21 protein-coding genes, 1 tRNA gene and 1 pseudogene are annotated in these 20,111 nt (G+C 52.4%); 12 read left to right on the forward strand and 11 right to left on the reverse strand.

Annotated elements, in window-relative coordinates; all coding sequences use genetic code 11:
- Positions 1-422: 422 nt before the first annotated feature.
- The 7 genes from BM205_RS18680 to BM205_RS18710 form a co-directional block, all read right to left on the reverse strand.
- Positions 423-833, reverse strand: coding sequence for a VOC family protein (locus tag BM205_RS18680; RefSeq protein WP_092416374.1), 411 nt, complete (start codon positions 831-833; stop codon positions 423-425).
- 67 nt (positions 834-900) lie between these two features.
- A complete protein-coding gene (locus tag BM205_RS18685; protein ID WP_092416375.1) occupies positions 901-1,425 on the reverse strand; it encodes an SRPBCC family protein in 525 nt (174 codons plus the stop codon).
- 34 nt (positions 1,426-1,459) lie between these two features.
- Entirely contained in the window at positions 1,460-1,903 is a 444-nt protein-coding gene (locus BM205_RS18690) for a YciI family protein (protein WP_092416376.1), read from the reverse strand.
- Positions 1,904-2,418: 515 nt separating this feature from the next.
- Positions 2,419-2,736 carry a hypothetical protein gene (locus tag BM205_RS18695; RefSeq protein WP_092416377.1) on the reverse strand — a complete coding sequence of 106 codons (318 nt, stop codon included), beginning with the start codon at positions 2,734-2,736 and terminating at the stop codon, positions 2,419-2,421.
- A 28-nt stretch (positions 2,737-2,764) separates the two neighbouring features.
- Complete coding sequence (locus tag BM205_RS18700) at positions 2,765-4,252, reverse strand: DegQ family serine endoprotease (RefSeq protein ID WP_092416378.1); 1,488 nt, start codon at positions 4,250-4,252, stop codon at positions 2,765-2,767.
- Positions 4,253-4,336: 84 nt separating this feature from the next.
- Positions 4,337-5,641, reverse strand: a complete 1,305-nt coding sequence (locus tag BM205_RS18705; protein WP_092416491.1) for a sensor histidine kinase — start codon at positions 5,639-5,641, stop codon at positions 4,337-4,339.
- Positions 5,642-5,667: 26 nt separating this feature from the next.
- A complete protein-coding gene (locus BM205_RS18710) occupies positions 5,668-6,324 on the reverse strand; it encodes a response regulator (protein WP_092416379.1) in 657 nt (218 codons plus the stop codon).
- Between the two features lie 317 nt (positions 6,325-6,641).
- On the opposite strand from BM205_RS18710, the gene BM205_RS18715 reads away from it, so the two are divergent.
- The 7 genes from BM205_RS18715 (at position 6,642) to BM205_RS18745 (ending at position 12,276) form a co-directional block, all read left to right on the forward strand.
- Complete coding sequence (locus BM205_RS18715; RefSeq protein ID WP_092416380.1) at positions 6,642-6,866, forward strand: VF530 family protein; 225 nt, start codon at positions 6,642-6,644, stop codon at positions 6,864-6,866.
- Between the two features lie 174 nt (positions 6,867-7,040).
- A complete protein-coding gene (locus BM205_RS18720; RefSeq protein WP_092416381.1) occupies positions 7,041-7,433 on the forward strand; it encodes an SRPBCC domain-containing protein in 393 nt (130 codons plus the stop codon).
- 391 nt (positions 7,434-7,824) lie between these two features.
- Entirely contained in the window at positions 7,825-9,087 is a 1,263-nt protein-coding gene (locus tag BM205_RS18725) for a hypothetical protein (RefSeq protein WP_092416382.1), read from the forward strand.
- Between the two features lie 115 nt (positions 9,088-9,202).
- Complete coding sequence (locus BM205_RS18730; protein WP_254783958.1) at positions 9,203-10,150, forward strand: cupin-like domain-containing protein; 948 nt, start codon at positions 9,203-9,205, stop codon at positions 10,148-10,150.
- 116 nt (positions 10,151-10,266) lie between these two features.
- The gene (locus tag BM205_RS18735; RefSeq protein WP_092416384.1) at positions 10,267-10,722 is read left to right on the forward strand and encodes an Mpo1 family 2-hydroxy fatty acid dioxygenase; all 456 of its coding nucleotides are present in this window, start codon (positions 10,267-10,269) and stop codon (positions 10,720-10,722) included.
- Positions 10,723-10,748: 26 nt separating this feature from the next.
- The gene (locus BM205_RS18740; protein WP_092416492.1) at positions 10,749-11,750 is read left to right on the forward strand and encodes a 2-dehydropantoate 2-reductase; all 1,002 of its coding nucleotides are present in this window, start codon (positions 10,749-10,751) and stop codon (positions 11,748-11,750) included.
- Positions 11,751-12,015: 265 nt separating this feature from the next.
- Positions 12,016-12,276 carry a hypothetical protein gene (locus tag BM205_RS18745; protein ID WP_092416385.1) on the forward strand — a complete coding sequence of 87 codons (261 nt, stop codon included), beginning with the start codon at positions 12,016-12,018 and terminating at the stop codon, positions 12,274-12,276.
- A gap of 466 nt (positions 12,277-12,742) precedes the next feature.
- On the opposite strand, the gene BM205_RS24105 is transcribed toward BM205_RS18745, so the two are convergent.
- Complete coding sequence (locus tag BM205_RS24105) at positions 12,743-12,922, reverse strand: hypothetical protein (protein ID WP_139227321.1); 180 nt, start codon at positions 12,920-12,922, stop codon at positions 12,743-12,745.
- A 282-nt stretch (positions 12,923-13,204) separates the two neighbouring features.
- Here BM205_RS24105 and BM205_RS18750 point away from each other — a divergent pair, with 282 nt between their 5' ends.
- Both BM205_RS18750 and BM205_RS18755 read left to right on the forward strand, forming a co-directional pair.
- Positions 13,205-13,501: a PsiF family protein gene (locus BM205_RS18750; RefSeq protein WP_092354138.1), complete on the forward strand. Its 297-nt coding sequence runs from the start codon at positions 13,205-13,207 to the stop codon at positions 13,499-13,501.
- Between the two features lie 150 nt (positions 13,502-13,651).
- A complete protein-coding gene (locus BM205_RS18755; RefSeq protein ID WP_092416386.1) occupies positions 13,652-14,077 on the forward strand; it encodes a surface-adhesin E family protein in 426 nt (141 codons plus the stop codon).
- A gap of 120 nt (positions 14,078-14,197) precedes the next feature.
- On the opposite strand, the gene ampC is transcribed toward BM205_RS18755, so the two are convergent.
- Together ampC and BM205_RS18765 are read right to left on the reverse strand one after the other, a co-directional pair.
- A complete protein-coding gene (gene ampC / locus BM205_RS18760) occupies positions 14,198-15,367 on the reverse strand; it encodes a class C beta-lactamase (protein WP_092416387.1) in 1,170 nt (389 codons plus the stop codon).
- 144 nt (positions 15,368-15,511) lie between these two features.
- A complete protein-coding gene (locus BM205_RS18765; protein ID WP_092416388.1) occupies positions 15,512-15,919 on the reverse strand; it encodes a cupin domain-containing protein in 408 nt (135 codons plus the stop codon).
- Between the two features lie 524 nt (positions 15,920-16,443).
- On the opposite strand from BM205_RS18765, the gene BM205_RS18775 reads away from it, so the two are divergent.
- From BM205_RS18775 to BM205_RS18785, 3 genes and pseudogenes are all read left to right on the forward strand, one after another.
- Positions 16,444-16,518: transfer RNA gene (locus BM205_RS18775), tRNA-Arg, on the forward strand.
- A gap of 243 nt (positions 16,519-16,761) precedes the next feature.
- Positions 16,762-16,920 (forward strand): annotated as a pseudogene (locus tag BM205_RS24615) (helix-turn-helix domain-containing protein); the annotation flags it as partial.
- Between the two features lie 202 nt (positions 16,921-17,122).
- On the forward strand, positions 17,123-17,533 hold the full coding sequence (locus BM205_RS18785) for a hypothetical protein (RefSeq protein ID WP_092416391.1): 411 nt from the start codon (positions 17,123-17,125) through the stop codon (positions 17,531-17,533).
- A gap of 78 nt (positions 17,534-17,611) precedes the next feature.
- Here the strand turns inward: BM205_RS18785 and BM205_RS18790 are convergent, their stop codons facing one another.
- The gene (locus BM205_RS18790) at positions 17,612-19,999 is read right to left on the reverse strand and encodes a GspE/PulE family protein (protein ID WP_092416392.1); all 2,388 of its coding nucleotides are present in this window, start codon (positions 19,997-19,999) and stop codon (positions 17,612-17,614) included.
- Between the last annotated feature and the right edge of the window lie 112 nt (positions 20,000-20,111).

Raw genomic sequence — 20,111 nt, forward strand, 5'->3', positions numbered from 1 at the left:
AAACAGTCTTTGCAATGTCAACACCAATTACGGTATTCTTCATTTCGGGTTCTCCTGTCTTAAGTGGTTTTTGCGAACCTCTACTTTGGCACAATGATGCCGTTGACAGCGAGAACCCCTTGCGTATTCCATCCCGTCTTGTCAGCTTCGCCCCTTAGGGGGAGGCGTCCATTCCATTTCTTTTGCTTCGCCAAAAGAAAGTAAGCAAAGAAAAGGCGACCGCAAAGCCACTGCCTTCCCTTCGGTCAGGTCCCCAAATGTGGCGCGTATCAGTCGGGTGGAAAGACCAACTCGCTGCGCTCAAACATGTCTTCCCACAATTCCCGACTGACACGCGCCACATTTGGCAGCGTCCCAATGCGGACTTCAAAGTCAAAAGCCGCGTCAAAAACAACTGCAACTGCAACCGCAACATCCCGGTGTCAGTTATCCTTCTCGCAGTTAACCATCCAAGGCGTGCCAAACTGATCTTCCAGCATGCCGAAACCGGCGGCCCAGAAGGTTTTTTCGTATGGCATCTTGATCGTGCCGTTTTTTGACAATGCGTCAAAGATACGTTTACCTTCCGCAATCGAGTCGACATTAACCGACAGGACCATGCCTTGCATTTTTTGAAAATACTCCGGCGGGCAATCCGAACCCATCAAGACTCCGCCATCCATTTCCAGCCGTATGTGCACGATCTTGTCTTGGCGGTCCGGTGGCGTTTGTTCTGCCATCGGTGATTCGGCGTTGGTTAATCTGAAGGCGATTTTCCCGCCCAGGACTTGCTGGTATAGCTTGAACGCGGCGTCGCACTGGCCGTCGAAATTAAGATAGGCATTCAATAGCATAATGTTCTCCTTCGTTGCTGGAATTAACAATGAAACTGCGCCGGGTCTGGCGCAACGGTGTCCGTCTTTATTTTTCGACGGTGGTTTTCAGGTTGGCAAGACCGCTTTCAAAATCCTTGCCGATCATGCTGTCCATATTGAAAAACAATCCCATCACCTTGCTCACATAAGGCGAAGGGCCGTACATGGCCCAGGTGACGTTGCTGTTGTCGCCCTGGGTGTCGACGCTGAATTCGGCGACGTTGCTGCTTTCAAACGGCTTGGTGAAATCGAGCTTGATGAGGGTTTTCGATGGCGATGTGTCGCTGATCTCCATGCGTCCGGCACCGACTTTGTCCGAGCCTTCCCATGCATACGCGGCACCCTTGCCGCTGGCGGCGCCGCTGAAGGTTCTTTTCATCGCCGGATCCAGTTTTTCGTAAGGTGACCAGTTGCCCCATTCATGGAAATCGTTGATGCGGGCGAAAATCTTTTCCGGCGGCGCCTTGATCGAAATCGTGCGCTGCACGCGGAAAGTATCGGGCCGGGTGGCGGCGTAACCGAAGATGCCGGCCAGTACAACGACGACGATGATAACGATGGTTTTGATCATGGTTTCCTCTGTGTTGCCAGCGATATGACGTGGATCAGGAGTTGGCGTTGTTGTGCAGGTCGGCGCTTTGCTGGCGTAAGCGTTCTTCGGTTTCTCTCAGTTCGGGCGTGAATTCGTCGCCGAAATCTTCCGCCTCGAATACCTGGCGTAGCTCCAGCTCGACCGCACCGTCACCGTCCAAAGCTGGCCAACGCTTGACCCAATCGATGGCTTCCTGCCGCGATTGCACCTGGATCATGGTAAAGCCGGCGATCAATTCCTTGGTTTCGGCGAAAGGTCCATCGAACACGGTCGGTCTGCCGGCCGAGAATTTGATGCGTGCGCCTTTCGCACTAGGTTGCAGGCCTTCGCCGGCGAGCATGACGCCGGCTTGTATCATTTCTTCGTTGTATTTCATCATGGCGGTGATCAGTTCTGTGCTGGGCATGGTACCCGCCTCGGTGTTCTTGTCTGCCTTGCGTATGATCATGAATCGCATCGTAATATCTCCGTCTGGTTTCAATGGTTTGTTCAGTGTGCCGGCTGCAGCCGGGTTAAATCCGGGATCTGCTAATTAGTCGAACGGGCGGCAGAGAGATCGACAAACCGCAGATTTTTTTTTAAATTATATTTGATGGGCGGACTTTGCTTGTTGAAATCGCAATTTCATTTGCTGTCATCTGGCGGGCGTGATGGCTGCCGGCACTGAATCTGCCGAGCCGGATGGTGAAACTTGGTGTGAAGCTCATGGTAAAGCTTAACTAGCTTAGGCAAGCCTGGCGCAAATTACAAACCGAGCGCTCGTTCAAGCATCGCCTTTTTCCCGGTGTGGTTATGTACAGTGGACAGGCGTATCCGATGCTATTTGAACGCCGTTGCTCGCACAACATTGAGCAGGATAAAAAAATCCATATATATCAAGTACATAGCTAAAACACATTGGAGTTATCAACAGGACTATCCACAGTTTCTGTGGGTAACTTTGATTAGAATGAAAATTCAATCAGGGAGGATTTAGTCAATCACTACCGCCATGAAGACGGTGGACAGGCTCAGCAGGATCAAGCCAAAGATGAAGGCGATGTCGGCGTATTGCTCTAGCCGCGCGCTGCGGCTTGAACGCATGGCGGCATACGAGAGCATGCCGCTGGTCAGGAATACCAGGCTGTTCAGCGCCAGCAGATGGCTCAGCCATATTGCCAGCCCGCTGAACCTGGCGAGTTTGATGATCGACAGGGCGGTAATGCAAACCCCGATCATCGTGGCGGAAGAGGGCAGGATGTGTTGCGATAGATTGTTGTTTTTGACCGGTTTGTTTAACGGTTCAGTCATCGTAACTCCATCCTGCGGTGTTGGCGCTTTAGCCCAGATTCAAAGGCACAAAGATTTTATCCTTGTCGCGTTGCACCAATAGCGCCACGTTCTTGCCGGCCTTGCTTACCAATTGACGCAACTGCTCGACGCTGTTGACCGGCTTGCCGTTGAGCGACAGGATCACATCGCCACGCTGGATGCCGGCCAGTGCCGACGGTCCGGTCGCATCTTCCACCACCAGCCCGCCGTGTGTGCCGACCTGTTGCTGTTCGTCCGGGGTGAGCTGGCGCAGCGCCAGTCCGAGCCGTGCTTGCGAACCGGCGCCGGTGTCGTTGCTGGCAGTTTTGAGCGCTTCCGCTTCGGTCGGCTTGACGGTCAGCGTCTTGGCCTGACCGTTGCGCATCACCTCAATCGTGCTGCTGGTGCCGGGCGCCGTGTCGGCCACTAGGCTCGGCAAGTCGGACGAATGATTGATCGGCTGGCCATTGAAGCGCAGGATCACGTCGCCGGTTTGGAGGCCTCCCTTGTCGGCCGGGCTGCCTTTGTCGACCGAGCTCACCAGCGCGCCGGCGGCAGTCTTCAAGCCGAAAGATTCCGCCAGTGCCTGGTTAACCTCTTGCACGCTGACGCCCAAATGGCTGCGGGTGACCTTGCCATGCTTGACCAGTTGCTGCTCAACCTTGGTGGCGACATCGATCGGAATCGCAAAAGACAGGCCCTGATAGCCGCCGGTCTGGCTATAGATCTGCGAATTGATGCCGATCACTTCGCCTCTGATATTGAACAGCGGTCCACCCGAGTTGCCAGGATTGACGGCGACATCGGTCTGGATGAACGGTACATAATTATCGTCCGGCAGGGAGCGCGACTTGGCGCTGACGATGCCGGCGGTAGCGGTATTTTCAAAACCGTAAGGCGAGCCGATCGCCAGTACCGGTTCGCCGACCTTGGTCAGCGCCGGATTGCCGATCTGTACCGTCGGCAGGTTTTTGGCGTCGATCCGTATCACCGCGATATCGCTCTGTTTGTCGGAGCCCAGCACCTTGGCCTTGAATTCGCGGCGGTCGGTCAGCTTGACTGTCACTTCCTGGGCGCCGTCGACCACGTGGGCGTTGGTCAGTATCAGGCCGTCGGTGCTGATGATGAAGCCAGAGCCTTCGCCGCGCATGATTTGCGGATGGCTAGGGATTTGCAGCTGCGGGCCGAAACGCTTGAAGAATTGTGAAAACGGATCGTTAGGATCGAGTTCGCCGGAGTCGTCCTGGTCGGCAACCGCACTTTGTTTCGCTTTGCCGGTGACGCTGATGTTCACCACGGCAGGTCCGGAACGTTCGACTATGCCGGAAAAATCGGTGGCCACAGCCACGGCCGGCGCAGCATTGCTTACCGGCGCTGAAGCCGGCGCTGGCGCCACGATCGCCGCATTGGCGTTGTCGATACCGATATCGCCGTTCTTCGAATGCAGGTAGGCGCCGCCGGCTACCACCAGAACGGCGGCTGCAATAATGCTGCGGGTAAAGGTCTGACGATTCATGCTGTGCTCCTTTGCAGATGGACTAGAACTAGCACACAGCATAAATACTAAAAATTAAAGCAGACTTAAAGAAAAAAATATTAATCAGGCCACAAAGTGCACACTGACACGCAGCCCGTGTCCTGTATTTTCCAGATTGACGCTGGCACGGTGGGCATCGGCAATCTGCTTGACGATCGCCAGCCCCAGGCCGCTGCCATGCGACTGCGTCTGGCTGTCGGCAGCGCGGTAGAAGCGATCGAATACACGCTGCAAATCGGCCTCTGGAATGCCCGGGCCGTGATCTTCCACAGAAACCGTGACACCGGCGGCATCTGCGGCAAGCGAGACATCGATGCTGCTACCAGGCGGGCTGTGCCGCAGGGCGTTGTCGATCAAATTATTGAACAGGATGCGCAGGGCATCGGTGTTGCCGGTCACGCTGGCCGGCATCTCTGTGCCGATGCCCAGGTCGATCTGGCGCTCATGGGCGCTCAGGGCGAAGTCGCCGATTACGCTATGCAGCAGTGCGCGCAAATCGAGTTCGACGTGGGCTTGTTCGAAGGCGCCGGGTTCCTGGCGCGCCAGTGTCAGCAACTGTTGCAGCAAATGCGTGGCGCGTTCCAGCCCTTGTTTCAGATCGCCGAAAGCTGCTTGCCGTTCACCGTCATCTAAGGCGCGTTCGGCAAGTTGGACTTGCAGGCGCAGTGCGGTCAGCGGCGTGCGCAGTTCGTGCGCGGCGTCGGCAACGAACGCGCGTTGCGCATTGATGGATTGACCGAGGCGCGCCAGTAAATCGTTGAGCGCCTGGGTGAGTGGCCGGATTTCACGCGGCAGCGTGGTGTCCGGAATCGGCGACAAGGCGTGCATGTCGCGTGCCTGGACTTCTGCCGCAGCACGTCTGATTGGCGCCAGCCCGCGGCCGACGGCCACCCAGATCAATATGCCCAGCAAGGGAAACAGCAGCAGCAAGGGAGTGACGGTCTTGATCGCCATCTGTGCTGCAATCTGATTGCGTGCGCTTTGCGGCTGCGCGATCTGCACCACGGTATTGCCGATCTGCGCGCTGTACACGCGCCACAGGCCATTGCTCTGGCGGACATTGGTAAAGCCCAGCTCGGCTTGCAACGGCAAGTTTGCCTGCCCATGCGAGTGATAGATGACGACGCCGGTGTTGTCCCAGATCTGGATCATGATCTGGTCATCCAGTTCCGGTCCGCTATCGCCATTCTCAATCATCGGCGAAAACGCCTGGCGCGGCAGGGAGGCGACGATCTGCCGCATTTGATAATCGAATAATTCGTTGGCCTCGCCACGCGCCTGGAAATACAGGGCGCCGCCTGCCACCAGGATGGCGCCGCTCAAACCGACTGCCAGCCATAGCAGCAAACTCTTTCGAATGGATGGGATGGATAATCTTGACGATGATGTCGACGTCATTTGGCCACCATATAGCCGATGCCGCGCACATTCTTGATGAAATTGCTGCCGAGTTTTTTACGCAAGGCGTGGATGTAGACCTCCACCGCATTACTGTCAATGCTGTCATCCCAGCCGTACATTTTTTCTTCCAGTTGCGCGCGCGACAGCACCACGCCAGGACGATCCAGGAAGGCGCGAAGCAAGGCAAATTCGCGGGCCGACAGATTGACCTGGCGGCCTTCCAGCAGCACCTCATGGGTAGCCGGATTGAGCGTCAGCTGGCCCAGTTCGATCAACGGTTCGGCACGTCCGGACTGGCGCCGCAGCAGGGCGCGAATCCGGGCCGCCAGTTCTTCCAGGTCAAACGGCTTGACCAGGTAGTCGTCGGCGCCGCCATCCAGGCCGGCCACCCGGTCCGATACGGCGTCGCGTGCGGTGAGTATCAACACCGGAATCCGGTTGCCGCCGGCGCGCAGCGACTTCAGGACTTCCAGGCCGTTTTTTTTCGGTAGGCCGAGATCGAGCAGCAGCAGTTGGTAATCCTCTTGCGCCAGCGCACTCAGCGCCGCAACGCCGTCTTGCACCCAGTCGACGGCAAAGCCGTCCTGGCGCAATCCCTTGCGCACGGCTTCGCCCACCATCAGATCGTCTTCCACCAACAGCAAACGCATGGCACCAGCTCCTTAACAACACATTGCAATCACAGAAAACCGTCACAGTTTAGCCGGATTGAATTAAAGGATTCTTAAACAATCTCAGGCAGGTTGCGCGGCAACTCTGTGCAGTGATAAAAAATCCATATATATCAATGACATAACTAAAACGCCTGGTAGTTATCAACAGGACTGTCCACAATTTCTGTGGGTAACCTGTATAGTTGTAATTTAGATAATGACAGAACTCCCGAAAACTTGAATACTGTGCCGTGTACAGGACTGCAGGTTCATGTGGCCGTAGAATGTCAGCCTGAACCTTGATCGAGAAACGCATGACACAGAACACACATCATCATTTGCACGGCGTTACGCTGGAAGCGATGCTGACCGAGCTGGTAGCCCATTATGGCTGGGATGGATTGGGCCAGCGGATCGACATCCGTTGTTTCAAGAGCGATCCCAGCATCAAATCCAGCCTGACATTTCTGCGCAAGACAGAATGGGCGCGCGAGAAGGTGGAAGCCATGTACGTGGGCATGCGGCGCGCGATGAAATGAGTTTTTGAAAAATGAGGTAAAGTTTTGTGGCGGTGGCTGTATTCGAACTCGCACTCGCATTCGTAATCGTATTTACCCTGGCCCCGGCCTGGAAATTTTCTCAGTGCGCCATTCCTAAGTAGTGTCCCTGGCGCTTGCTGACTTGATGCTTTGCTAACAGCAGGAAGAACCAGCATGCGCAATGTGATTTATAAAACGGTGGTCTTGAAGGCGCCCCCCGAGGCGTTGTTCGAGATGTATGTAGATCCGGTGATGCATCAGGCAATCACCGGGCTGCCGGTCACCATTGGTGGCGAAGCCGGCGCTGAGTTTTCGGCGTTCGACGGCGCCCTGACTGGCGTCATGCTGCAGGTGGCCAAGCCCAGGCTGATCGTGCAGACCTGGCGTTCGTCGGCGTTTACCGCAGACGATCCGGACTCGATCCTGATCCTGTCGTTTCATACCCAAGGAGAGCATGGGCGCATAGAGCTTGTGCATCTGGACGTGCCAGACCAGGATTACGAGCAGGTCAAGATTGGCTGGCGTGAAAAATACTTTGAGCCGTGGCGCGAGTTTTTGGCGAATTGAACGCTCGGCCGGCGGCACTGCATTTGCCACCGATGATTGATAAAAAATCATGTGCTGAAGTGTTGTCATAAATGATATGACGGTCAAGGCTTCTGATTTGTAAACCTGTTAAATCTGACAGGTGTGGCAGCTTCTGTTTGTCACTAGAATAAAGCTGTCTATCGGAGCCTATCCTCTCCTATGTTGATATTTGGCCTGCCGCCGTATGGCGGCGGGCTTTTTTTTCCCCCCGGTCTCCCTCCAGTGCCCCCCCGCACCGGTTAACCGCGATCTCGTCACGAGACGCGGTTTTTTTATGACGGTTGTCGAGATTGCATCTTCGCTGCACTTCCGCTTAAGATCTGCCATTGCCCGAATTACTAAAGCGCGGCAAATCGCTGCAGGGAAAAGAATGCAAAAAATTAAAACCGTCCTATCCGTTTTTTTGTTGTTTGGCTGCGCGTTATTGCTCGCGGGGTGTGCATCTCTATCTACAGCGATTTCGCAATTCGAAGGCGGCAACTATGTCGCCAGCGTGAAATCGACACTCGTCTATCTCGATGAAAAATACAAGAAAGCGGATTACGACGATAGCGATGAAAGAAACGGCATCCGCGAACGCATGCGGATTATTGAAAGCAACTACGAAACCGCAATCAACAGCGCCAATCCTCTGGAGTACGACAAGAAAATAGCCGGCTATTCGGCCTTGCTGGAAATCAGGACCATGCTGGCCGAAAGGCGTTATTACGCCAGGTATACCGATTTGCCGGATCGCTATCCCGATGCGACATTGCGAGAAAAACTGGCGGGACAGTACTATCTGAAAGCCACGTCAGCCGTTGTCTACAAGGATGACCGCCAGGCAGCCATCAGCTTTGCGGCCGCTGCTGACATTTATAAGAAGTACGGCGACTATAAAGACGCCAGGAAGCAAGCCGGAAAATATAAATTTGCAGCTGATAACAAGGACGCTGCAGCGTATTACCAGCAAGGGCAGGATCTGGTAGCGCGTAATGCGCAACGCAGCAAAGCCATGTACCGCGACGCCAGCCAGGCTTTTTATAACGCCTCTGACGTGTATCGGGATCACGGTGCTTATAAGGATGCGCAGCCCTTGTCTGAAAAATATCACACTATGGGTACCATCGTGCTGCAAATCAGCAGCAACGAACCGGAGGGCGATATCACCAGAAGCGTGCTGGGATTGTTTGATCTCGGTTTCACCCGGTTTCAATATCAAGGCGGTGCTAAAGCCGATCTTGGCATGTATCTGAATACCTCATACATTTACTATCCGCCTAAATTCAGGCAATACGTAGAGGCGGTGAGCGAAAACGTCGAATTCAAGAAGCAGGACGGCTCGACGGCGGTGCGCACCTATCGTTTCAACCGTAAAGTCGTGGAGGAAGTAAATTCGATGCAGATAGTGCTGGATCTGTCCGTCACCAGGGTACCGCCCCTGGATCTGCGTTATGACGAAATTGCAGAAAGCCACCGCACCACCATCAGCTACTATGGCGACGTACCGGGTAACGGCCGCTATGGCTATCGGACTGAAGGTTATCTGATGGATCGGGATCAGCTTTGGCGTGCGGCGCAAGCGCAGTTGATCAACCGCCTTAACGGCGATAACCGGATCAGGATGATTCAAGATGACATACGGAATTTCTAGGCGCAATTTCCAGAGACAATCGCTGCAGAAAAATTCTCAAGCCATCCTGCTAAACTAACGGATTGCTGTCAGCGCAATTCGCTTTTTTCCGATTTTTTATCTCAGATCTTCACCTATGACTTCGATTCGCGGACCTTCCTTCCAGTTAGTCGACCAGATCGATGCCGAGCAGCTGCAACGCGAGGGCGGTTTCGGCGACCGTACCCGGCCTCTGCTGGTCAAGGGCGCGCTGCGTAACTGGCCGGCGCAGCAAAACTGGTCGTTCGAGCAGATGGCGGCGCTGCGCTACAAGGATGGTTCTGAACCGCAGGTGAAATTCCAGAACGGCCTGGTGGAACAGGGGCAGACCCGGCATCGGCCGGTGATGCCGGTCGGCCCTTATCTGCAAGAGCTGGCGACGCTGGGCAGGCAAGGCCTGCCAGACAACGTTGGCTTGCTGCCAGACCGGCGCCGTCATCAACTGGCAGCGGGAGAGCGTTTTTTTCTCGACTGGTCGCACATGCAATCGTTTCAACCCGATCGCATGTATCTGGCGCAATGGAATATCCTCGATGAATTTCCCGTGCTGCGCCATGATTTTTCGATCAAGGATCTGTGGCCGGGTTTGCGCTGGACATGGGAGTATGTCTTCATGGGCCCGGCTAACACGGTGACCGGCTTGCATTACGATTTTCCGAACAACTGGTTTTGCCAGGTACGCGGCAGCAAGGAATTCATCTTGTTCCCGCCTGAGCAAACGCCGCACATGTGTATTTCCGAGAAATACGACTGGGGCGCGATCCTGAGCGATATCAATATCTCTCGCCTTGACCAACAGTCGGACCAGCTCAAGGAGTTTGAAAAGACGCAAGGGTTATATGCGCGGGTCGAGGCGGGCGATGCACTGTTCATTCCCAAACGCACCTGGCACGCGGTGGTGGCGCTGGAGCCGTCGATCAGCCTGGGCGTGTTTGGCCTGACCGCATCCGAAGTGTTGTTTGGCGGCGTGCCGAACGAGATTAAAAACGTTTTCCACAAAATGCATTTGTACCGCTGGGGCAATTGCACTTGTCATAAATTCTAGCCTGTTTCGCCACCCTGGCACGGCGTCGCCCGAACTGCAAAAAATGGTGGCCGCCTGCAAGCGCGAGGAAGAATGATGGTCTAAGATAGTCGCATACAAAAAAGACGGAGACCTTCATGAATCAGCATTCGCAACCGGCAGCGGACCGTTCTATAGACACCCTGCTGGACAAATACTCTGAAAGTCATCTCAATCCGGTGAATGAGGTGATCCATTTCATTTGCGTGCCGGTGATCGTTTTCACGTTGTTGGGTTTGCTGTGGGTGATCCATCCCTGGGTGGCGCTGGCGGCTGCGCTGGCGGCCATGTTTTACTATTTTTCACTGTCGACGCCGCTGGCAATCGGCATGTTGCTGATGTCGGGTGCGATGCTGGCCTTGCTCTATATCTTGCCGCCGGGCCTGGTGCTGCCGCTCTCGGTGAGCGTGTTTGTAATCGCCTGGATTGGGCAGTTTATCGGGCACAAGATCGAGGGCAAGAAGCCGTCGTTCTTTGATGATTTGCGATTCCTGCTGATCGGCCCGTTGTTTGTCCTGGGCTTCTTGTATCGCCGTTTGCATATCGCCTATTGATGGCCCGTGATATACAAAATGATGCAATGAAAATCGCCGTTTTTGGCGCCGGTTCGATCGGTGTTTATGTCGGCGCGTCGCTACTGGCTGCCGGAGCCGATGTGGTGCTGGTAGGGCGGTCTCGCATGCGTCTGCAGATTGCCGGCCAGGGCGTGCTGCTGAGCGATCTGGAAGGTCGCCGGCAACACCTTGAGGGCGCGCATGTGCCGTATCAGGAAAGTGCCGTTGCATTGGCCGAGGCCGATCTGATCCTGGTCACCGTCAAGAGTGCCGATAGTGCTGCTGCGGCGAGCGCCATTGCAGAATATGCCAAACCGTCGGCGCTGATCGTCAGTCTGCAAAATGGCGTCGGCAACGCCGATACCTTGCGCAGCCTGATGCCCGGCTGGCAGGTGCTGGCGGCCATGGTGCCGTTCAATGTGGTGCAGATGGACGGCAATCGTTTTCATCGCGCCAGCGGCGGTGAGTTGATGATTGAAACATGCGCCGGACTGGAGCCCTGGCTGACGTCGTTTCGGATGGCCCATTTGCCGCTGCAACAGTGCGAGGATTTCGTGGCAATCCAGTGGGGCAAGCTGTTGCTGAATTTGAATAATGCAGTGAATGCGTTGTCCGGCCTGGCGCTCAAAAGCCAGTTGTCGCAGCGGGCCTACCGGCGTTGCCTGGCCTTGCTGATCGCAGAGGCATTGGATGTGCTGCGCGCTGCCGGGATCCGGCCCGCCAGGATCGCCAAGGTCGGGCCGCAACTGCTGCCGGTCATATTGCGTTTACCCGATGTACTTTTCAAGCGAATTGCAGCGACCATGCTGAAAATAGATCCCGAGGCGCGCTCATCCATGTGGCAAGACTTGGAAGCAGGGCGCTTGACGGAAGTGGATTATTTGAACGGCGCGATTGTCCGCCTGGCTGAATCGCTGGCGCGCGATGCGCCCGCCAACCGGCGCATGACGGTGCTGATCCATGCAGCCGAACAGGGCAATCTGCAGCCCTGGTCCGGTGTGGCGCTGTATCGGGTATTACGCGACTGACTAAGAAGCTATTCCAAATCTCATCGGTAATACCGAAGTTTTTTTACGGCAAATGTGAAGGACAGTAGGAACTAACCGGGGTCAGCGTGAACTTTCGGTATGTCTTACCGCCGAAACTTCACGCTGACCCCGCTTAGTGGACCACGGAGCAGAAGCGGCAAAACCAAAAGAAACAAACAGGCGATAAGCGAACTGCCTTGCTCCGTAGCCGTGATGTGGGATCAGAGATCGTCCTTGTTGATAAATTTGTTAAGAAAGGTCCGATATGAAGAAGCTCCTTGGCTTGCTGGCGTTATCACTTGCATTCTCCCCTTTGGTTCAAGCGCAAAACGAACCGATGCCGCGACCGGAGCCGGGAGCTGCACTGGAAGGGCGCCCGGACGCCAGGAACGATCGGCGTCCAGAATCCTTTTACGGTGGAGGCAATCACAACATGGGAACGCACAGTGTGATGCGTTGCAAGGATGGCACGATGCACAAGGCGCGTGCCGATGCGTGCCGCAGTCATGATCACGAGCCAAAATGAAAACTCGCTTTACTGGCAGACTCATTCTCAGATTTGCAGGCCCGTTCGCCGAGAAATACCGCAGGCGATAAGCACGTGGCCGAGATATATAAATATGGAATATCTGTTATCAGTTAAATAAAGCAGACATGAATGCTGCGTCGCCATATAGTTACACCTGTCTCCTCCAACACCTCCTAAGGTTTGGATTCAGCCCGCAACCGCAAGGTGAGCGGGTTTTTTTTTGCCTGTACAAATTGCGTATCGGCTAATTGCACTTATCCAGGAGGGAATTTGACCCTGCTGCGAGCACCGCTTAAAAATCGATATGAATCAAAGGCTTGGATTTTTTACTGTGGAGTTATCAACAGGCTTGCGCACATTTTCTGTGGGTAACTTGGGGTGCAGCGTAAAAAAACTGTTTCGCGGGCGAAAAAAAGCCCCGCAAGCGGCGGGGCTGGTGAGCGGGTCTTGCTGCGGTCCGCTTTCAGAAGCGCAGGTAACAGTCACTCATTCCTTCGTAAGGGGCGATCCAGGCACCCAGCAGCTTGTCCAGCAGACTGGGCTGCGACTTGGTCAGGTTCTTGTCATGGGAATGCATATCAGCGCGCGCCTGCGCTTGCATCGAAAGTGTTGACAGCGGCAGTGGAGGTGAGATGCTAGACATGTTATTCCCTTTCAGTTGATCGTTTATGTTGCAATGCAGTATATGTAATCTGGAATGACTAATCCAATTCCGCTTTCACATACATGCCATACGATTCGTGAATATCAGCCCGATCCTCTTATGCGCCCGCACCCTTATGTCGGCGCCGCATAAGCATATAGCTCACATATTGGCAGCTGACAATTTTCGTGCTGTAATGCATCAAGCCGCATAATTGTTAATTAATGTTGTAATTGATGCGGTAACTAAAGCGGTAACCCCAATGTGGAAACGGAGAAAAGCATGAAAAAACTGACAGGTCTGGCATTGCTCGCTTGCTGCTTTATTTTTAACCCGGCCTTTGCCGCAAATTCGCAGCAAAGCAAAATGGCGTCGTGCAACAAGGATGCAACCGGAAAAACCGGTGATGACCGCAAAGCTTTCATGAAGGATTGCCTGAGCGCGAAACCGGCTGCCGCTCCTGCTGCCCCAATGACACAGCAAGAGAAAATGAAATCCTGTAATGCCAACGCTACCGATAAAAAGGGCGATGACCGCAAGGCATTCATGAAGCAATGCTTGTCAAAACCTAAAGCATAAGAAAATCCTGCGGCACATTGTTGCCGTAGCCAAAAGCCCCGTCTTACTCGGGGCTTTTTTCATTTTGTTACCAAATTGCATACTCGCTACCGGAATTAATGTTTACTATGCAGAGTCGAAACAACGCTCGCACTCTATAAGGAAATTCACATGAAAAAATTAGCGCTCACCCTTACTCTGGGGCTGGCTTGCGTCGTGGCACAGGCTGCAGCTGACTGGCAACCGGTCGGATCCAGCGATACCGCCGAGCTCAAGCTGGACCAGGCATCGATCAAGGAAAACAAAGGTATCCGGGAAGCCTGGTCGATGTGGAATTTCAAGGAGCCGCGCAAGAACGATGGCGACGCTAAAGTATTGCCGACCTTCCAGTCGTATCAGGATTTCACTTTATACGATTGCAAAGCCAAGACTGTAAGGCTAACGAAAGAGATCCTGTTTGCCGGGCTTGACGGTGCCGGCGCCAAGGTAGATCACAGCGACGCCTTGAAAAACTCGACCTACGTCAAACCGGCGGCAGATTCGATCGCCGAGGTCATGATGAATTTTGTTTGCGCCTTCCCTATCGCTGCCAAATAATCGCAGCATCAAATCAGCAGCATGGCGGGCTTTGGTCCGCCATGCTGTGTCAGTCTTTACCATTCTCTCGGCCATGTCGGGCTTGTCACTGGACGAGCGCATCAAGTTTGCCACCAATGATTATTTTTTTGATGCGGCCTGGCCACTCAGTTGGGTGAGTATTTGATACGCGGCAGTCACTCTTTGATCATTCGGATAGGACTTGTTGGCTAAGATTACTATGCCAATTTTTTTAGACGGAACAAAAGCCGCATAGGTGGAAAAGCCGTTCGTTGAACCGGTTTTGTTGATCAATACGTCCCCCCGCGGCGGCAACGGAGGGTTCAACTTGGTTGCGACCGTGCCTTGATAGATAACCGTAGGATCGTTACCCGCCAGCAGTTGTTTCAGCTCTGCTGGATAAGGATATTGTTCCCATATCAAATCCTGCGTAAATTCGCCTGAGCGGAAATATCCCGTGTGAGTTGCCGTGATCGCACGTTGCAATTTTTCACTAGACTTGCCGGCCTGGATGTTACTGTCAATAAATCGGATCAAGTCCGCCGAACCTGATTTCACACCGTATGCTTCAGATTCCAGAATCCCGGGGTTCAATCTGACGGGCGCATCCTTTACGTTGTAACCTTGCGCATAATCTTTCATCTGGTCCGCAGGTACATTGATGTAACTGTGGGTCATGCCAAGTTCGGGGAATAATTTCTTTTCGAGCGCGTCCTCAAAAGACATATTCATACTTTTGGCCGTAATCATGCCAAGCATTCCGATACTTAAGTTGGAGTATTTCCTGTATGTGCCGGCCGCATGATCAGGCTCCCAATGCTTGAAATAATCCATCAACTGATCGGTATTATCTATATTGTCCGGAACTTGCAGCGGAAGGCCGCCTGCGGTATGCGTAGCTAGATTCAGCAGGCTGACATTGTCGAAGCTGCTACCGTGCAAGGACGGCAAATATTTACTGGCGTTATCAGACAGGGAAAGATTGCCATTGACCTGAGCATAAGATGCCAGCGTCGCTGTAAATGTTTTGCTGAGCGACCCGATCTCAAAAAGGGTTTTGTTGGTAACGCGCTCCAGGGTTTCCTTTGAAGCTACGCCGTAGTTGTAGAAATAATTCTCGCCATTGATGGTGACGGCGATTGCCATGCCCGGAATGCCGTATTTCTGCATCAAAGGCTGGATAGTGGTATCTACCGCATCTTTCATCTTGGATTGATCGGCTGCGCTTGCAGCATAGCTGCTGGCAGCAAGAAAATATATTGAAAAGGACAGAAGTTTTAGTGTGTTCATGGTTTTTTAGGCGCATTGCAATAACGCTTGGTTTGAGAAGAATCTTTATAACGATTTTTGTACGCTATTCGTCAGCCGAAGTAATTTCACTTCACAAGAAGTTTTTCGATGCTTGGAATGTGCGTGGAATCGCAGAATGTACGATCAACCTGGATTTGGAACAGGGATGTTGAACTTTTTACCGGGAACGTAGACCCATGTTGCGATGACTTTCGCACCCGCCGGCCCGGCTTTGGTGACGTGGACCGCATTCGCTGCTATTTGAAAAGTCTCGCCTGCATGGATGTGCTGCGTGGGCTTACCATCCACGTTTAATATTATGTCACCCTCAAGTACGTAACAGACTTCGGGGCCAGTTGCCATGTGCCGAGGCTTTTCGGCGTTAGGAGGGAACTCGGAAATCCCCAGGCCCATCTCGCGATCCGTTCCCTGGATGGCAATTCTTTGGAAAGCCTGCGTCTCCTTGCTCACAGGCACCTTATCGGCGGCCAAGACAGGATTTGCGGAGATAATGGCAGCCACAAGAATTGGAGTAGAAAAATATTTGTTCATGATTGCTCTTCGTAATTGTTCGATCAATTAATATTTCTAGGGCAAAATTCTTTTCAGTAAGGCGCGAAGCACATACTTTCAGAGAGTGTTGTCTGAGGTTGAATCAGTAGGTGACGCCGTAAAAATAACAATCGCGCATTCTGAGAAACAATTTTTTCGGGCGCGCTTGAAGTCTATTCAGAATTTGATAAAGATAGAAATATCCACCATTATCAAATGGTTCACAAGCGAGAATAACTTCAAGCTAGATATAGAAAATCTTATGCCTATTTGATGCTGTGAGCTCGCAATGAGTGATGCAACTGACAAGATATCTCGTGGAACATTGAGAGTTCACAGGTAACTGCGTGTATCGAGCGTACGCACTGGACTAAACGAAATAACTTCAGTTCTATCCCAGCGTTCTTGCGGTCTTTGTTATACTCACGCCCAGATTGCCGGAGTGTTATTTCGGCGGATCGAAATTGATATGGAATGCCATGGGATTTGCTGTAAACGTAAATTCTGCGCCTTCCTGTTCCAGTCTCGCCATAGTTCAATGGATAGAACGAGTGCCTCCTAAGCGCTAGATACAGGTCCGATTCCTGTTGGCGGGACCATCCAAATTTTTATGAAATTCCGGTAAATCGCCGCAAGCCATGTATTTAAAGGCTTTCCGGTCGATTTTGATCAGCGTTGGATTTTGTAAAATACCGTAAAAAAATACTAATTACCGATGCTGTCTCCCCGGAATTTCCCCGTCATCTCCCCAATCATGGTGTAATCGCCATTTTTCCGGCAAGAGCGGGATATATCCACGTTTAAGGCACAATCCAGCTCACAACAATGAGTAGGGGATGGGAGTGATCGACGTGGTATTACCAGGCATTATTCGACGCCGGCACATTCGCGACCAGGTCCCCCTAAGAGAGATCGCCAGACGTCTTGGCATCTCCAGAAACACTGTCCGGCGCCATCCGCGCACGGAAATTACAGGACCGTCCTACGCGGAGCGGCGTTCGCGAGGGTATGGCGGGCGGGTCGACCCAGCAAGCAAACGAACACGCTTGGTAATAGCAGCCGGTGTACAACGCTTTAATAGTGTGTAAAAATAAATTCCACTGGGAAATTTTTTAATTGGCCCGAGCGCTTCAATTGGCATGCCTGACACTTAAATGTTGTTTGAAGCGCGATAAATTCGACTCCCCCTTTTTTGGAGGCGTTATGGACGCAATTCCATTCGAAAAAGTTTCAGTTTCGGAAGCAAAAGCCGTACTTGATGAGGCGTTGCGTAACAGGCAAGAAAAAAACTGGGAACACTTGCGTCGCATGCTTGGACCTGCCGATTTGAATTTGCAGGAGCAGACATACGATTGGTTGTTATCGTTGCCTACAGACATTTGGCCGCTGTGGTTAATTAAGAATTATCCGCGTATCGCTAACCAATTTGCCGAAGTTTGGCTGACGCGTTCTGCTGGCGAGAGACTATTTGCCGAACTCTTGCTGGATCAAAGAGGGACGCGCAAAGGTTTTCCGGAGGAGGTGTCGCGCGAGATCATGGCCTTAAAGCAGTATTTTGACGAGACGGAAGCGCTAGCTGCCAAGCAACCGATACAAGTTGGAGAAGGTAAATAATTCCTGATTGTTGTGGGTGAAGTCCCGTCCGCCTCCTGAGTGGGAGGCGGATGAATAATCTATATACGGCCGCTTGTCCTAGAGCATTCTTACTTGTTCCCAGTCGGTCAAGCCTTGAAATATCTTATCGATCCCGTCTTGTTTCAGAGTACGCATGCCTTCACCGATGGCTATTTGTAATATCTCCGGTACATTCGCTCTCGCGTGAATTCTCTTCTTGATAGAGGGCGTGTTAAGCAGCAACTCATGTACCCCTAGTCTTCCTTTGTAACCGCTCTTGTCGCATTTTTCACAACCTACTGCCTTGTATAAGGTGAGTGTGTTGCCGTCGTGACCATATTGCTTTTGCCATTGCGCTATTATTTCGTCTGCCTGCAGTTCAGTTTCCAGGCAATATTCATAAGCAAGCATTTGGACTTGGTCAGCCTCAGCGGAATAACTTTGGCGACAGGCAGTGCACAATCTACGTGTGAGTCGTTGTCCGAGCACCCCTAACAATGCATCTGCAAAATTAAACGGGTCCAGACCAAGATCCAATAACCTGACGACGCTTTCGACGGCACTGTTGGTATGCAAGGTAGAAAATACCAGATGACCGGTGAGTGAAGCCTCAATGACCGTCTTGGCCGTTTCCGGATCCCTTGTTTCTCCCACCATGATTACGTCAGGATCTGCGCGCAAAAAGCTGCGCAATACAGTGGAAAAAGTTAAATCGATTTTTGCGTGAACCTGAACTTGCCGCAAACCTTTCTGGGTAATTTCTATGGGGTCCTCGACCGTCCATATTTTGCGCTCTCGGGTATTGATATAACTGAGCAAAGAATGCAACGTTGTCGTCTTGCCCGATCCTGTCGGACCGCAAACGAATAACAGTCCATGTGGCTTGAGTGCGAGTTTTTTGAGTCCTTCCAGCACCGCGGGGGACAGGCCCAATGCATCCAGGGATAAGGCCTTGGGCGCGGCAAGTATCCGCATCACGATGTCTTCCAGGCCTTCGGTAGTCGGCATGGTGACGACGCGAAGCTCAATTTTTGCAGGTCCAAATTGCTCAAAATTCATCTTCCCGTCTTGTGAACGCCGCTTCTCCGAAATGTCGAGACGGCTCATGATTTTAAGACGGGAAATCAAGGCGTTGCGGTAGTTTGCCGGAATGTCCGAATAATCGACCATGACGCCGTCCTTGCGAAAGCGGACCCGGGTCGGTTCATTTCCTTTCATGACTTCAATATGGATATCGGATGCACCTTGTTCATAGGCATCAAGGATGATTTTGTTGACTAGGCGAACCATGGTGTTGTCGGATTCCGTAACCACCTCATTTACAGCCAGTCTTGCATCGATATCACTACCTTCGTCCAATTTTGAAACATATTCCGCGATATCGTGACGTTCTGCCTGCCTACCAAAAATTTTTGAAATGATAGCGGCCAAGTCCTCCTCAGACGCCATGACAGGGTCGATCTTGAGTTTGCTGCAAAACGCTAATGACTTCAACGCTTCCGATGACAAGGGATCTTCCATTGCCACCACCATGCGCGACTGGGTTCGGTATAGCGGCATCACAGAATATTTGCGTACAATGTCGGCAGGTACGCTCTTGACCAATTCCAAGTCAAACTGAAATTTAGGTAGCATAACAAAAGGAATGCCAAGCTTTTGCGCCAATATCCTCTTTATACTTTCTTTGGTGACAAAACCCATGGCAACAAGAATGTCACCCAAGTGCAAGTTCCTATCTTCCGCCTGTCTCTTTAGCGCTTGCGTCAGCTGCTCATTGGTGATCAGATTTTCCTGAATCAACGCTTCTCCAAGTTTAAGACGGGGCATTGATTTTTGCTTTTGCAGTGCCATTTCCACTTGTTTTTCTGTGACCAGATGCTCTAGTTGTAAGTAGTCTCCCAGCTTGGATTCCCGCAAGCGGCTCTGTTTTTCCAGCCCGGCTTCAACCGCATCAGCCGGCACAATATTCTCGTCTATCAGCATCTTGCCGAGTTTATCGCCAATCTGATAACTGGCAATTGTTTCCGTCGGAATGAACCAGCGCAAAACGTTATTGCCTGCACTGATAAGAAATAAGAAAAGCCCGATTTCACGCGGTACGTAACCTACTATTTCAGATACCAAACGTTCGCCATCTTTGAAAAAAATTACGCATCTTTGTTTAATTGGGATTGATGGATTTTTTTGCGTTTCTACCGTTAAAGGCAATGCCATTTTCTTCAGTTCTATCGGCGACGTTAAACGGATGCTTCTGAGGCTGGAAAAACGAATACAAAGATTGTCGACCGCGCGCTCGGGACGAAATTCGAGAATTGATGCCTCTGGATCAAAGCCCAGCAAATCGCCTGCATGGCGATGACCGTCATTCAAGGTAACGATGCATGGTGTATTACCGTTATTCGTTGCGGAAGGCACGGGGACCAGCTCGAAGTGCGGTGGCAATGGCCAGCCGAAATCGATATCCATTGATTTCTCCTTTTATTTCAAAAGAACGCTCATGTTCAACAAAGGAAGCGTTTTTCATGGAACGTGATTTTCAAATCACACCGTCTGCAGCGAGGCAACGAGGTAAGGTCGC

Origin of the sequence: Collimonas sp. OK307, assembly GCF_900113705.1 — a bacterium.
Taxonomy (GTDB): Bacteria; Pseudomonadota; Gammaproteobacteria; order Burkholderiales; family Burkholderiaceae_D; genus Collimonas.

What these genes read in the sequence shown, in the direction of transcription:
- BM205_RS18680 (WP_092416374.1), bottom strand. Translation starts at nt 833, where the DNA reads ATGCTATTGAATGCCTATCTTAATTTCGACGGCCAGTGCGACGCCGCG.
- BM205_RS18685 (WP_092416375.1), bottom strand. Translation starts at nt 1,425, where the DNA reads ATGATCAAAACCATCGTTATCATCGTCGTCGTTGTACTGGCCGGCATC.
- BM205_RS18690 (WP_092416376.1), bottom strand. Translation starts at nt 1,903, where the DNA reads ATGCGATTCATGATCATACGCAAGGCAGACAAGAACACCGAGGCGGGT.
- BM205_RS18695 (WP_092416377.1), bottom strand. Translation starts at nt 2,736, where the DNA reads ATGACTGAACCGTTAAACAAACCGGTCAAAAACAACAATCTATCGCAA.
- BM205_RS18700 (WP_092416378.1), bottom strand. Translation starts at nt 4,252, where the DNA reads ATGAATCGTCAGACCTTTACCCGCAGCATTATTGCAGCCGCCGTTCTG.
- BM205_RS18710 (WP_092416379.1), bottom strand. Translation starts at nt 6,324, where the DNA reads ATGCGTTTGCTGTTGGTGGAAGACGATCTGATGGTGGGCGAAGCCGTG.
- BM205_RS18715 (WP_092416380.1), top strand. Translation starts at nt 6,642, where the DNA reads ATGACACAGAACACACATCATCATTTGCACGGCGTTACGCTGGAAGCG.
- BM205_RS18720 (WP_092416381.1), top strand. Translation starts at nt 7,041, where the DNA reads ATGCGCAATGTGATTTATAAAACGGTGGTCTTGAAGGCGCCCCCCGAG.
- BM205_RS18725 (WP_092416382.1), top strand. Translation starts at nt 7,825, where the DNA reads ATGCAAAAAATTAAAACCGTCCTATCCGTTTTTTTGTTGTTTGGCTGC.
- BM205_RS18730 (WP_254783958.1), top strand. Translation starts at nt 9,203, where the DNA reads ATGACTTCGATTCGCGGACCTTCCTTCCAGTTAGTCGACCAGATCGAT.
- BM205_RS18735 (WP_092416384.1), top strand. Translation starts at nt 10,267, where the DNA reads ATGAATCAGCATTCGCAACCGGCAGCGGACCGTTCTATAGACACCCTG.
- BM205_RS18740 (WP_092416492.1), top strand. Translation starts at nt 10,749, where the DNA reads ATGAAAATCGCCGTTTTTGGCGCCGGTTCGATCGGTGTTTATGTCGGC.
- BM205_RS18745 (WP_092416385.1), top strand. Translation starts at nt 12,016, where the DNA reads ATGAAGAAGCTCCTTGGCTTGCTGGCGTTATCACTTGCATTCTCCCCT.
- BM205_RS24105 (WP_139227321.1), bottom strand. Translation starts at nt 12,922, where the DNA reads ATGTCTAGCATCTCACCTCCACTGCCGCTGTCAACACTTTCGATGCAA.
- BM205_RS18750 (WP_092354138.1), top strand. Translation starts at nt 13,205, where the DNA reads ATGAAAAAACTGACAGGTCTGGCATTGCTCGCTTGCTGCTTTATTTTT.
- BM205_RS18755 (WP_092416386.1), top strand. Translation starts at nt 13,652, where the DNA reads ATGAAAAAATTAGCGCTCACCCTTACTCTGGGGCTGGCTTGCGTCGTG.
- ampC (WP_092416387.1), bottom strand. Translation starts at nt 15,367, where the DNA reads ATGAACACACTAAAACTTCTGTCCTTTTCAATATATTTTCTTGCTGCC.
- BM205_RS18765 (WP_092416388.1), bottom strand. Translation starts at nt 15,919, where the DNA reads ATGAACAAATATTTTTCTACTCCAATTCTTGTGGCTGCCATTATCTCC.
- BM205_RS18785 (WP_092416391.1), top strand. Translation starts at nt 17,123, where the DNA reads ATGGACGCAATTCCATTCGAAAAAGTTTCAGTTTCGGAAGCAAAAGCC.
- BM205_RS18790 (WP_092416392.1), bottom strand. Translation starts at nt 19,999, where the DNA reads ATGGATATCGATTTCGGCTGGCCATTGCCACCGCACTTCGAGCTGGTC.